Consider the following 11,275-nt stretch of genomic DNA (forward strand, 5'->3'; position numbering starts at 1 on the left):
TTGTTCATGCATGTCGTTATCGCAAAACCGCTGCACACTTTTGCGCGACATGCATTAGCGGTTTCGGGCTTTTGCGTGGGCGGCTTCGGCCGCCCGTTTCATTTTTGCGTTGTCGCGACAGCCGGATGCGGTGGACGACGTTCGCGTGTGTCTCTAAATCAGAAGCGACACAGCGAAAGGACGATCATGGGTCAGCTCAACGCCGGCATTGTGCCGGTCACGGCCTTCCAGCAAAACTGCACCATCCTCTTCGACATGGACGACAGGCAAGGCGTCGTCGTCGATCCCGGCGGCGACATCGACAAGGTGCTGGCAGTGCTCAAGGACAATGCGATCAACGCCGGCGCGATCTGGATCACGCATGGTCACATCGACCACGCCGGCGGCGCCATGGAGCTGAAGGACGCGCTCGGCATCGAGATCATCGGCCCGCATGAGGCCGACCGTCCGTTGCTTGCCAATCTCGAGAAGCAGGCGAAACACTACGGCATCACCGATCCGGTGCGCAACTGCGTGCCCGACCGCTTTCTCGGCGAAGGCGATACCGTCTCGTTCGGCCAGCACGCGTTCGAAGTCTTTCATTGCCCGGGCCACGCGCCCGGCCATGTCGTCTTCTACAATCGTGCTGCGAAGTTCGCCCATGTTGGCGACGTGTTGTTCCGCGGCTCGGTCGGGCGCACCGATCTGCCGGGCGGCGACCACGCCGCGCTGATCGCCTCGATCAAGGACAAGCTTCTGCCGCTCGGCGACGACATCGGCTTCATCTGCGGCCATGGTCCCGGCGGCCGCTTCGGCGAGGAGCGCCGGAGCAACCCCTTCCTGATTTAAACGCGTCGTGGCTGCGGAGCCTCACGCGGCGCGCGTCGGTCTCTCCTTTCCTTATGACGCCGAAAAAAAGCGCTGTCCTTGCGGACAGCGCTTTTTTGGGGGGGCAGGGAAGCCTCAGTTCGCGGTGCAGAAATGCTGTTCGCCGTCATAGCCGGTGAACGTGCCGGTGCGGCCGTTGAAAGAGCGATAGCGATCCGAACAATATTCATACCAGCCACGGGTCCATGGCTCGGCATAGCCGTCATTGTAGGCGACCCGCGGTTCCGCGTAGTAGCGGCGCACCGGGGCGGGCCGCCGTGGATAACGATCATAATCGTCATAGCCGGGGTCGTAATAGCTGGGCTGCGGGTTGTTGAGCGCACCAACGATCAGGGCGCCGGCCGCGAGGCCAAGGACGCCTGCCGCGATCGCATCGCCATTGCCACGATGGTGGTGCCGGTGGCGCCAGTCACCAGCGCTGGCCGCTGGCAAGGTCGCGAGCGTGGTTGCAACGATCGCGGCGGACAGGACGGCGGTCTTGAGAATTCGGTTCATCTCGGTCTCCTTCATGCCGGCCCGGGTAATCTGCGGCCCGGGTAATCTGTGGGTAATCTGGGGGATGCGGTCCGGCTTTACCGAAGATTAATAGGCGACCGTGGCTGAACGGGGGCTGAACGAAATTGGCGGGCTGGGACCAGTCGATTTATCGATCAGGCATGGCGCAAGCACAAATATCGTACGCTCGACAACGAGCGGAGCTGCGTCAGCGGACCGTCCGACGCTGTCTCGAACTCGGCTCAGCCGATCGACAGGTTGACGGCTTTCGGACCCTTGCCGCGCTTGTCCGGCTCGGTGTCGAATGTCACCTTCTGCCCATCCTCAAGACCGGGAAGACCCGACGCCTGCACGGCCGAAATATGGACGAAGACATCCTTCGCGCCATCATCCGGCGTGATGAAGCCGAAGCCTTTGGCATGATTGAAGAATTTGACGGTGCCGGTCTGCGGCATGGGAAGCTCCTTTGATCCCATCAAGTCCAGTTTCGGGCCGGCAAATGCCCGAGTAGAAATTTGTCGTTTATTTTAGCGCCATCGGCAAGAGAAAGTTTTGCGAGCAGTGGCTTGCCGCCCTGCCACTAAAAAAGGCGCGACGAAACCGCCGCGCCTTCGAAACTCGGGTCCGGCGCTGAAAGCCGGTTCAAGGCCTTTGGAGCGGCCTCGGGCTCATTCCTGGCACCTCCGGCTTCGCACGTCCCCTAGGGCACGTCCGGGCGGACATGCGCGCCGACGGTTCAGTCCGCGCGGAGATTGACCGCCTTCGGCCCCTTGCCCATGCGGTCGGGCTCGACATCGAACGTGACCTTCTGGCCATCGACGAGCGTGCGCAGGCCCGAAGCCTCGATCGCCGAGATGTGGACGAACACGTCCTTGGCGCCGTCGTCTGGCGTGATGAAGCCGAAGCCTTTGGTAGCGTTGAAGAATTTAACGGTGCCGGTCTGGGCCATTGGGGAAACTCCTTCACCCGTGTCAGTCTTTGTGGTTTGCCCGCCGCCTGACGCCGTGGGCAAGTCCCGGTGGTTGCTTCGGCAGTCATGCATTGGCGCATGGTTAGAACCCCCCGCCGAAAAACGGGGCCGTCAGAGATTCACAGTATCGGGGAAAGGTCGTCCAAAACGTTCCGCTCTCCGGGTCGCAAATGCCCGAACACTAAATTTATCGCACGGAAACGCGATGGTTGCAAGGTAGCGCCAACGGCCGCTCATGGGCGCCTTCGCACACATGGCATCGACAAAGCGGGGTGCTCGCCCGGTGGTCATCGGCCATAGCCCGGCCACGCATGGTCCAGCCTGCTGGGAGCCTGCAAACAGGGGTTGCATTCGGCGGGTGGAATGGCGAGGATCGGCTTGGCGTGTAGGCGCATTTTGCATCTTTTGCGCATGCCGTTGTCCCAAACCGCTTCGCACCCTCGGGTCAGAGCCCCGTGGGCATGCTTTTGGGTGACATGCATTCGAGCGGGGGCTAGAGGGAGGTCTGGTGATGAAATTTCCTGCGGCAATCTTCTCGCGACAGGGTTTTGCCGTCCTGTTGCTGTCGGCAGTTCTTGCAGCCTGTACCGCGGTGGTGGTGGAGGAGGACGGACCGGGCTACCGCCCGCCTCGGCCCGAGCCGCAATATTGCACCAGACAATATGATCCGGTCTGCGCGCGGCGCGGTGGCGACCGCCAGACCTTCGCCAATGCCTGCCTTGCCGAGCGGGCCGGATATCGCATCATCAGCGACGGCCAGTGCCGCGACGGTGGCGGTGATGGAGAGCAGACATTCTGCACGCGCGAATACCGCCCGGTCTGCGCCCGCCGCGGCAGCGCGTTGCGCACCTTCCCCAACGCCTGCGAGGCTCGCGCCGCCGACTATCGCATCGTCGACGACGGTCCCTGCTGAGAGGCTGGTTTCCTCCCCGTCTCCGGGCGGGGAGGCTCATCCATCAACTGGGCGCAGCCGCGCGAGGGCAGCTGGCGGCTCTTGCTTCTACGTCGGCGGCCTGGCCTTGCGGCAATAGGCGATGAACTCGGCCGCGGGCATAGGTTTGGCAAACAACCAACCCTGACCATAGTCGACGTCGCGTTCCATCAGGTAGTCGACCTGTGCCTGCGTCTCCACGCCCTCGGCAATGATCTTCAGCTTCAGCGTCTTGGCCATGTCGATGATATGCGGCGTGACGGAACTGGTGGCGGAATCCGTAGCGATCGTGTCGATGAACGACTTATCGATCTTCAGCGCATCGAGCGGCAGGCCCTCGAGATGGGACAGGCTCGAATAACCTGTGCCGAAGTCGTCGATTGCGACCGCATGGCCAAGCTCGCGGGCGCGAATGACGGTCGAACGCGCTGAATCGACGTCGACGAAACCGCGCTCCGTCGCCTCCAGCCAGATCTGCCGAGGCTGAATTCCGGTGTGCTGCAGGGCCTTTTCGATGACCGGAAGGACCCTTGCCGTTCTGACGTCGGCCGGGCTGAGATTGATCGCGATGTGGAGCGAACGATTGGCGACAAGAAGTTTTTTCAGGTCCAAAACAACAAGGGCGATGATCTGGTCGGTGATTGCCGCGATCAGGCCGCTCTCTTCGGCCAGCGGGACGAAAAGATCGGGCCGGACCAGCGTGCCGTCGGGTCGTCTCCAGCGCACCAGCGCTTCGGCACCCACGCAATTGCCTGTCCTGAGCGCGACGATCGGCTGATAGTGGACGATAAACTCGTGCTTGCGCACGGCAATCTGCAATTCTCCAAGCAGCGACAGCCGCCGTCGTGACAGCCAGACAACCATGCCGATGATGAAAGCGGCGATGAAAGCGCCGAGGGGAAGCAACAGCAATTGCCGCCTGCGCACGCTGTCGACAATCTGGCTTTCCGGTTCGGTGGCGACGGCGATCCAGTCCGTCCCGCGCACCGCGGCAAACAGATGACCGTCATCCAGGCCTTTGCCAGGGTCGGCGATGATCTTGCCGATGCGGGCAGGATCAGGCCCGTTCAGCGCGCTGAGCAGGACGCCCGTGTTTGTCGCCAGGGCAAGCTGAACGTCGGGATCGACGACGATGTCGACAAAGCGCAGGGGGTCGATAAGGACATTATGGCGCTTGTACTGCAGGGCCATCAGCGGATGGTCCAGGTTGGCCAGGGGCCGTATCCGGGCAGTGACGGCAACGCCGTCTGCAGCGGTGAAATCCGGTGCGGCTTGCGTAACGCGTCCCTCGGTCGGTCCCCAGGATGTGCATTTGAGCAGGCCGTTTTCGAAATAGCCCATTTCTTCGATCGAGCGCGTGTTGATGGTGAGCCGCCGCATGCGGGCAATGTGGTCCACCGAACAGCGGTCGCCGGTGAACCGGTCGATCTCCCGCAACGCGCCGGCTGCATCCATGAGGGATATGCTGGCCCTGGCGATCGCGCGGTTGGCGAACAGCTCCAGCCGCTCGTGTTCTTCTTGAACCGCCAGGACCCATGAAAAGTGGAACATCGCCGCGATGGGCACTATCGCACCGAGCAGGGCCAGCACCACCGCAGTCACGATGATGCGCGACCTGTCCATGTGCGCCTCCCTGCATTCGGCTGCGAGCGACGATTTCGCGCGCGGCCCGCCAGGCAGCCAACTGTGATCGGGCCCGGTTCCAGCGGACCTTATACGGCTTCGAAATTACATGATCTATAATCCCCGCGATGGCTGGATGAATGCAGGGCTGCTCATCCGTCCGCCGCTAGCCCTTGGACTTCGGTTTCAAACCGGCTTCCGCCTGCTTGACAGCCGAGCCGAAGGGCGAGGCCGGCTTTGCTGCCGTCTTGTCCTTCTTGGGCTTGCGTGTCTCGCGGTTGCTGCGCTGTTGACCCTTGGCCATTTCCTGGTCCCTCGTGATTGATGAACATGGTGGCGACGGTTGATGGGCGGCTAGCCGTTTGGATCGTCGGCCACTTCGAGATTGTCTTCCGTGGTGACCCGCTCATGGGTCTCCTCGTTGCTGCGGATGCGGTATTGCGGCGAGCCGTCCTTGACCGGCAGCCTGCTTTTGATCTGGAACAGCTCGGCGGTCTTCTGAACAAGGCCGGTGCGGCTCTTCATGCGAACGGTCTGGCCGATCGCGAAAAGATGCGCAGGCGTGTCGGTGCGCGGGCGCGCGTTCTGCTGGAAGCGGATCATGCGGCATTCTCCTGGTCGCGCCTCAGCGCGGTTTCGAGTTCGGCGAAATCGATGGCGACCAATTGGCTGGTCTGGCTTTTCACCGTCCTTGCCGGCAGGTGGATGAAAGTGGCGACACGGCGCCAGGCAAGCCACGAGATGCCATCGACAAGCTCCTCATCGTGGTCGATGTCGTAGTCGCCGGCCGGCAATTGTCCTTCCAGGCCGCCAATCATGAAGGGTGCCTCGAAATGCGCGATGGAATGGGTAGTTCGGCCAGACATTCTCGTGCCTCGAAGTGTCGTCTTGGATCCGATAGGGTGGTGCCCGCTTCGCGGCACCGGGACCTAAGATCGTGGGTCCCTGTTCGGCAATTTGGTTATCGGCGATCTGGAATGAGTTTGGCGGGTCGAGAACTTCTGACGCCGCGAGATGCCAAGCTTGGCCCAAAAAACGATCTCAATTCATTAATCCAAAATTGCGGTTTATTCAAGAAGATTCCCGCCTGGAGCCGATCTTGGCGTAAAATTACTTTTCTAGGGCTATTTGTAAAATGGTGATACGATCCGGACTCTTCACAAGAATTGTTTGAGATTGTGCCGGAAAACTTCATCCTGGCATAGATTTTTATTTATATCTGAAAGGAAAATCCATGGTTTCCGTGAAAACGCCTGATGGCTCGACCGTAACAATCAAGCCGATCATCAAGCCCACAAAAGTCATGTCGGCGCGACTGACGATAAGAAGTGATGAGGCAGCGAGGCGCAGGATTGCCGACACCGACGGCACGCTGCGGCGGGCCAGACAGGTTGCGGAGACCAACCGCCTGATCTGACATGGCCGGCCCATGAACCCAGGATTTCCGGTAAGCTGGCCTGCGAACCCTTGAACCTGCCGCGCCGATGGCCTAGATCGCGGCAGGCGGACAAAACACGGCAGGTTTCCCATCAACAGAGATCCGAGAAGACCGGCAGGCGCGGGCGGCAAATTCGGCTCAGGCGGACAGCCCCCTCTTGGGCTTGACCAGCGCGTGCAGCAGGCACTGCAATTGCATCAGGCGGGGCGCCGGCAGGAAGCCGAGATGCTCTACCGGCAGGTGCTGGCGCAAAAGGCCAATCATGCGGCGGCAGCACATTTCCTCGGTTTGCTGCTGCACCAGACCGGGCGCAGCGCCGAAGGACTTGGTCTCCTCGAACAGTCGGTGCGCCTGCAACCCAAGAATCCAGATTTCCTCAACAATCTCGGCACGGTGATGCGCGACCTCGGCCGTGTCGGTGCAGCCGTCGATTTCTTCCGTGGCGCGGTGGCAATCCGGCCGGAGCAACTCGCGGCGCGCGACAATCTCGGCTCCTCGCTGAAGCAACTCGGCCAGTTCGAGGGCGCGGAGGAGATCTATCGCGGCACCATCGGCCGCAACCCGTTCCATGTCCGCGCCCGCATCGGGCTTGCCGAAACGCTGCAGGAGGCTGGGCGGCTCGACGAGGCGCTCGCCGTCTTCCGCGAAGCATTGGCAATTCGGCCGAAGGACGCCGACCTGCTGCACGGTCTGGGCGTCGGGCTGATGGAGAAGGGCAGCCTCGCAGAGGCAGCGGAGCATTTCCGGCAGGCGCTGGTGGTCGATCCCGGCATGGCCAGGGCCTGGCTGATGCTCACCCAGGTCAAGCGGCAGCAGGAGCGCGACGCCGAGCTTGCCGGGATGGAGGCGCAGCACGCCAAGGCGCCGGAAGGCAGCCTGGCGCGCATGCAGCTTTCGTTCGGCCTCGGCAAGGCCAATGACGATCTGAAGGATTATGGCCGTGCCTTCGATTATTTCGCCGAAGGCAATGCCATCCGCCGCATGGGCATCGACTATGATGCGGGCAAGACACGCGCCGAATTCGAAACGATGAAGGCGGTGTTCGACAAGGCCTTCTTCGACAAGCACAGACCGAGCGGGATTGCCGACGACACGCCGATCTTCGTCGTCGGCATGCCGCGCTCCGGCACCACGCTGGTCGAGCAGATCATCGCCAGCCATCCGCAGGTCTATGGCGCGGGCGAGCTCGGCATATTGAAGACGGCGGTGGGAAAACAGTTTCCGCCTGGTATGAAGGGCGGTTTCCCCAGCGGGATCGCTGACCTGCCCGACAAAGCCTTTGCCGAGGCAGGCCAGGCCTATCTGGACCTGCTGCACGCCCGCTGTCCGGGTTTCCGGCATGTCACCGACAAGATGCCCGGCAATTTCCTTTTGGTCGGCTTCATTCATCTGATGCTGCCCAAGGCCAAGATCATCCATTGCGCCCGCGACGCGGCGGCGACCTGCCTGTCGATCTACAAGGTGCATTTCCGCGGCGACAGCCACCGCTACGGCTACGACCTCGGCGAGCTTGCCGATTTCCACAATCTCTACACCGACATCATGGCGCATTGGCGCACCGTTCTGCCTGATGTCGTGCATGATGTGCGCTACGAGGATTTCGTCGCCGACCAGGAAGGGCAGACGCGGGCGCTGATCGCCTATCTCGGCCTGCCATGGGACGATGCAGTGCTGTCGTTCCACGAGACCGATCGGCCGGTCCGCACGGCGTCGGCGGCGCAGGTGCGCCAGCCGATGTACCAGGGCTCGGTCGATCTGTGGAAGCGCTATGGCGACCGGCTCAAGCCGCTGCTCGACCGGCTGGCGTAATGCGGGCCTACAACTCAATGAAGGGCTGAAAGCCGCCGAAGATCATGCGCTTGCCGTCGAACGGCATCGCCGACCAGTCGGACTTCAGCCGCTCATCGGCCATGACCTTGGCCATCACCGCATCGCGGCTCTGCCGCGATTCATAGACGACCCACGAGAAGACGACGATCTCGTCGTCCTTGGCCTGCACGGCGCGCGGGAACGAGGTCATTTCGCCATAGGGCACGTCGTCGCCAATGCACTCGACATAGGCGAGCGCGCCATGCTCCATCCAGACGGTGCCGCCCAGCTGCGCCATTTTCTTGTAGGCATCGAGATTCGCCTTGGGTACGGCGAGAACGAAACCATCGACATAGGACATTGTGGTTCTCCTTGGGTTGGATTTTCCTTCTCCCCTTGTGGGAGAAGGTGGCCGAGCGAAGCTCGGTCGGATGAGGGGGTGTTCCAGGGAAACACCAACGTCTCGTTTCTTCCAGCACCTCTCATCCGTCTCGGCGCTGCGCGCCGATCCACCTTCTCCCACAAGGGGAGAAGGAAGAAACGGTGGCGCTACGCCGCCTTTACTGGCGCGTTCATCGCCCACTCCACGCCGAAGGGATCAGTCAACTGACCCCAGCGATCGCCCCAGAACATCACCTGCAGCGGCGTGCCGACCTTGCAACCGGCATCGATGGCGCGCTGCCACCAGGCGTCGATGTCGTCGCTGCCGAGATGCAGCTGCATGGTGAAGCCCTGCGGCTTCACCGGGGCCATTCCGTGCTCGGGATAGAAGTCGGAAATCATCAAGGTCGAACCGTTGATGTGGAGATGGATGTGCATCGTCCGGCCCTGCTCGTCCGGCGGGTAGAAGAACACCTGCTCGGCGCCGAACGCCTTCTGATAGAATTCCGAAGCCTTGAAGGCGCCGTCCAGTTGAAGGTAGGGCGTCAATCCGCCGAGGACTTTCGCTTTAGGCTGGGTTTGGGGCTGGTCGTTCATCTTTTTGCTCCTCTCTGCGTTTGGTTTGACCTTGCGGACCACAGGACGAATGAAGCGGCGGCGATCCTACACGTCAGATGCATTTCTTTAATGCCGGAACCAGATGCGCCGGGCCGCCGGCGGTTGGAGTGACCCTGGGCGACGCGCAAGGCTGATGACGGCGCCGCTGCGGCCGGTTGGTCTCTTATCATCTTGCCTCGGACAGGGAGATTGCAATCCGACGGCTGTTTTGCGCGTCGACGACGATCTCCGGCCAGCCGATGTCCTTGCGCAGTTCGATCGGCAATGAAAGCAGGGCGCGCTCGCTGCGGTAACGGGCGCGAGCCGCCGAGTAACGGGTCGCGATGCGACCGACGGACGACAGAATGGACATGATGCTCTCTCCTCGATTGGCGCCGGCATCACCGTGTCGGCATCCCAAGGACGTCGCGCGCGGCCATGATCCGACAGAGCGTCGGATTTTTTTGCCGCAAAGCTTCAACCGCCCGCTTCTGCCACCGATCGGAAGAAGTCTTCCGGGCTGTCGATCTCGGCCAGCCGCCGCTTCTCGATCAGCCAGAAACGGTTGCCGATCGCCCTGATGAAGCAGCGGTCGTGCGATGCCAGCACGCAGCTCGCCTGATGGGCGAGCAATTCCGCCTCCAGCGCCTCCTGGCCGTCGATGTCGAGATGGTTGGTCGGCTCGTCGAGCAGGTAGAAATTGGGATTGGCGAGCCTAAGCGCCAGCATCATCAGCCGCGCCTTCTGCCCGCCCGACAGCACGCCTATCCTGCGCTCCTGCATGTCGATGCCGACGCCCGCACCCGCGAGCAGCGAGCGGGCGCGCTGCTCGCCGACATCGAATCTGCGCGAGAGCATCGCCAGCGGCGTGTCTTCGCCGTTGAGGCCCGACAATGCCTGGTCGCTGTAGCCGAGCACGGTCGACGGCGTCACCTTCACGCCTTGTGTTGCCGTCTCTGGCTCGACGACGGCATTTCTGATCAGGCTGATCAGCCGCGACTTGCCGACGCCGTTGCGGCCGAGCAGCACGATGCGGTCGCCTTGGCAGATGTGGCGCTTGCCGGTCCTGAACAGCAGCGTGCCGTCAGGCGTTGCGACCGCCACGTCGTCGAGCGTGATCAGCACCTTGGCATGGGTGCCGCGATTGGCGAGCTTTATCGCGCCCGCCGATTTTTCGCGGTGCGCCGGTGCTGCGACCTCTTCGAGGCGCTGGGCGCGCTGGTTGAGCTGCTTGGTCTTGACCGTCAGCAGGTCGCTGCCCGAATTGATGCCGATGTTGTTGAGCTTGGCCGCCTGCCGGCGCAATTGCTGCGCCACCTTCATGTCGCGCTGGAACTTGCGCTCGGTCGAGGCGTCGACTTCGCTCAACGCATCGCGTGCCCTGGAATAGGGCAGCGAGAATACCGGCGACTGTTCGGGGCGCAGGAACAGCGTCCGGTTGGTCGTCGCGTCGAGGAACGCCCGGTCGTGGCTGGCGATCACCACCGGCACCTCGCGCGGCAGTGCGTTCAGCCAGGTTTCCAGCTGGCTGATCTTGGCGAGGTCGAGATGGTTGGTCGGCTCGTCGAGAAGCAGGACATCGGGATCGGTGACCCAGACGCGGGCGATCAGCGCCAGTCTTTGCCAGCCGCCGCTCAAGGCCCGCATCGGCCGCTCGCGCATCGGCTGCGGCACGTCGAGTGAATCGAGAACGACATCGACGCGCCATTGCTCGCTTTCGGCCTGCTCGGCCGGCAAGGCGTCGGCCACCACCTGCTGAAAGCCGTGCTCGGCCAATGCTGCGGGAATGGCTTGCTCGACATAGCCGACGCGCAGGCCGCGCGTGCGGGTGATGTCGCCGGACGTCGGCTCCATCTCGCCGGTCAGGCACTTCAGCAAGGTGGACTTGCCGCGGCCATTGGCGGCGACGATGCCGAGCCGGTCGCCGGTGCCGATGCTGAGATCGAGGTTGGAGAAGAGCGGCGCACTCATGGTGACGCCGAGGGACTTGAGGCTGATCAGGGCCATGTTGGTTTCTCTGGTCTGCCCGGAATGAATTCCGGTTCGATGCACTTCGACGGTGCGCAGGCAGGCCAGCAGGCTCGGCGTTGCAGCACCACGAAGGGCAGACCAAGAAAATCGAAGCGGGAGAACCCGGACCGTCTCTGGTCAGCCCTGCAAGCAA

15 protein-coding genes are annotated in these 11,275 nt (G+C 62.5%); 4 read left to right on the forward strand and 11 right to left on the reverse strand.

The window, feature by feature from the left end:
* Positions 1-186: 186 nt before the first annotated feature.
* Positions 187-828, forward strand: coding sequence for an MBL fold metallo-hydrolase (locus AC0L2K_RS25310; RefSeq protein WP_128247225.1), 642 nt, complete (start codon positions 187-189; stop codon positions 826-828).
* Positions 829-942: 114 nt separating this feature from the next.
* On the opposite strand, the gene AC0L2K_RS25315 is transcribed toward AC0L2K_RS25310, so the two are convergent.
* The 3 genes from AC0L2K_RS25315 to AC0L2K_RS25325 form a co-directional block, all read right to left on the reverse strand.
* Positions 943-1,362 (reverse strand): BA14K family protein, encoded by a 420-nt coding sequence (locus tag AC0L2K_RS25315; RefSeq protein WP_027151068.1) that lies wholly within the window; start codon positions 1,360-1,362, stop codon positions 943-945.
* Positions 1,363-1,604: 242 nt separating this feature from the next.
* Positions 1,605-1,817 (reverse strand): cold-shock protein, encoded by a 213-nt coding sequence (locus tag AC0L2K_RS25320; protein ID WP_006202521.1) that lies wholly within the window; start codon positions 1,815-1,817, stop codon positions 1,605-1,607.
* Between the two features lie 281 nt (positions 1,818-2,098).
* Entirely contained in the window at positions 2,099-2,311 is a 213-nt protein-coding gene (locus tag AC0L2K_RS25325) for a cold-shock protein (protein WP_023799871.1), read from the reverse strand.
* A 532-nt stretch (positions 2,312-2,843) separates the two neighbouring features.
* On the opposite strand from AC0L2K_RS25325, the gene AC0L2K_RS25330 reads away from it, so the two are divergent.
* A complete protein-coding gene (locus AC0L2K_RS25330) occupies positions 2,844-3,245 on the forward strand; it encodes a Kazal-type serine protease inhibitor family protein (RefSeq protein WP_473532597.1) in 402 nt (133 codons plus the stop codon).
* 87 nt (positions 3,246-3,332) lie between these two features.
* Here the strand turns inward: AC0L2K_RS25330 and AC0L2K_RS25335 are convergent, their stop codons facing one another.
* From AC0L2K_RS25335 to AC0L2K_RS25350, 4 genes are all read right to left on the reverse strand, one after another.
* Positions 3,333-4,886 carry an EAL domain-containing protein gene (locus tag AC0L2K_RS25335; RefSeq protein WP_473532598.1) on the reverse strand — a complete coding sequence of 518 codons (1,554 nt, stop codon included), beginning with the start codon at positions 4,884-4,886 and terminating at the stop codon, positions 3,333-3,335.
* A gap of 166 nt (positions 4,887-5,052) precedes the next feature.
* On the reverse strand, positions 5,053-5,190 hold the full coding sequence (locus tag AC0L2K_RS25340; protein ID WP_023799867.1) for a hypothetical protein: 138 nt from the start codon (positions 5,188-5,190) through the stop codon (positions 5,053-5,055).
* A 50-nt stretch (positions 5,191-5,240) separates the two neighbouring features.
* The gene (locus AC0L2K_RS25345) at positions 5,241-5,489 is read right to left on the reverse strand and encodes a hypothetical protein (protein WP_128169625.1); all 249 of its coding nucleotides are present in this window, start codon (positions 5,487-5,489) and stop codon (positions 5,241-5,243) included.
* The gene (locus AC0L2K_RS25350; protein WP_027151071.1) at positions 5,486-5,752 is read right to left on the reverse strand and encodes a hypothetical protein; all 267 of its coding nucleotides are present in this window, start codon (positions 5,750-5,752) and stop codon (positions 5,486-5,488) included. The genes AC0L2K_RS25345 and AC0L2K_RS25350 overlap by 4 nt, the downstream gene beginning before the upstream one ends.
* A 368-nt stretch (positions 5,753-6,120) precedes the next feature.
* Between AC0L2K_RS25350 and AC0L2K_RS25355 the strand changes: the two genes are divergently transcribed.
* The gene (locus AC0L2K_RS25355) at positions 6,121-6,303 is read left to right on the forward strand and encodes a hypothetical protein (protein WP_027151072.1); all 183 of its coding nucleotides are present in this window, start codon (positions 6,121-6,123) and stop codon (positions 6,301-6,303) included.
* A gap of 195 nt (positions 6,304-6,498) precedes the next feature.
* Complete coding sequence (locus AC0L2K_RS25360) at positions 6,499-8,133, forward strand: tetratricopeptide repeat-containing sulfotransferase family protein (RefSeq protein ID WP_473532599.1); 1,635 nt, start codon at positions 6,499-6,501, stop codon at positions 8,131-8,133.
* Positions 8,134-8,140: 7 nt separating this feature from the next.
* Here the strand turns inward: AC0L2K_RS25360 and AC0L2K_RS25365 are convergent, their stop codons facing one another.
* The 4 genes from AC0L2K_RS25365 to AC0L2K_RS25380 form a co-directional block, all read right to left on the reverse strand.
* Positions 8,141-8,494 carry a DUF1428 domain-containing protein gene (locus AC0L2K_RS25365; RefSeq protein WP_023799862.1) on the reverse strand — a complete coding sequence of 118 codons (354 nt, stop codon included), beginning with the start codon at positions 8,492-8,494 and terminating at the stop codon, positions 8,141-8,143.
* A gap of 188 nt (positions 8,495-8,682) precedes the next feature.
* Positions 8,683-9,111, reverse strand: a complete 429-nt coding sequence (locus AC0L2K_RS25370; RefSeq protein ID WP_091598521.1) for a VOC family protein — start codon at positions 9,109-9,111, stop codon at positions 8,683-8,685.
* A gap of 187 nt (positions 9,112-9,298) precedes the next feature.
* Complete coding sequence (locus tag AC0L2K_RS25375) at positions 9,299-9,484, reverse strand: hypothetical protein (protein WP_023799860.1); 186 nt, start codon at positions 9,482-9,484, stop codon at positions 9,299-9,301.
* A 104-nt stretch (positions 9,485-9,588) separates the two neighbouring features.
* Positions 9,589-11,118 (reverse strand): ABC-F family ATP-binding cassette domain-containing protein, encoded by a 1,530-nt coding sequence (locus AC0L2K_RS25380; protein WP_128169623.1) that lies wholly within the window; start codon positions 11,116-11,118, stop codon positions 9,589-9,591.
* Between the last annotated feature and the right edge of the window lie 157 nt (positions 11,119-11,275).

The sequence above is a fragment of the Mesorhizobium sp. WSM4817 genome, from assembly GCF_055811135.1.

Coding starts and splice junctions, on each gene's coding strand:
- AC0L2K_RS25315 (WP_027151068.1), bottom strand. CDS start 1,362: ATGAACCGAATTCTCAAGACCGCCGTCCTGTCCGCCGCGATCGTTGCA.
- AC0L2K_RS25370 (WP_091598521.1), bottom strand. CDS start 9,111: ATGAACGACCAGCCCCAAACCCAGCCTAAAGCGAAAGTCCTCGGCGGA.
- AC0L2K_RS25380 (WP_128169623.1), bottom strand. CDS start 11,118: ATGGCCCTGATCAGCCTCAAGTCCCTCGGCGTCACCATGAGTGCGCCG.
- AC0L2K_RS25350 (WP_027151071.1), bottom strand. CDS start 5,752: ATGTCTGGCCGAACTACCCATTCCATCGCGCATTTCGAGGCACCCTTC.
- AC0L2K_RS25365 (WP_023799862.1), bottom strand. CDS start 8,494: ATGTCCTATGTCGATGGTTTCGTTCTCGCCGTACCCAAGGCGAATCTC.
- AC0L2K_RS25345 (WP_128169625.1), bottom strand. CDS start 5,489: ATGATCCGCTTCCAGCAGAACGCGCGCCCGCGCACCGACACGCCTGCG.
- AC0L2K_RS25340 (WP_023799867.1), bottom strand. CDS start 5,190: ATGGCCAAGGGTCAACAGCGCAGCAACCGCGAGACACGCAAGCCCAAG.
- AC0L2K_RS25355 (WP_027151072.1), top strand. CDS start 6,121: ATGGTTTCCGTGAAAACGCCTGATGGCTCGACCGTAACAATCAAGCCG.
- AC0L2K_RS25320 (WP_006202521.1), bottom strand. CDS start 1,817: ATGCCGCAGACCGGCACCGTCAAATTCTTCAATCATGCCAAAGGCTTC.
- AC0L2K_RS25335 (WP_473532598.1), bottom strand. CDS start 4,886: ATGGACAGGTCGCGCATCATCGTGACTGCGGTGGTGCTGGCCCTGCTC.
- AC0L2K_RS25310 (WP_128247225.1), top strand. CDS start 187: ATGGGTCAGCTCAACGCCGGCATTGTGCCGGTCACGGCCTTCCAGCAA.
- AC0L2K_RS25330 (WP_473532597.1), top strand. CDS start 2,844: ATGAAATTTCCTGCGGCAATCTTCTCGCGACAGGGTTTTGCCGTCCTG.
- AC0L2K_RS25325 (WP_023799871.1), bottom strand. CDS start 2,311: ATGGCCCAGACCGGCACCGTTAAATTCTTCAACGCTACCAAAGGCTTC.
- AC0L2K_RS25375 (WP_023799860.1), bottom strand. CDS start 9,484: ATGTCCATTCTGTCGTCCGTCGGTCGCATCGCGACCCGTTACTCGGCG.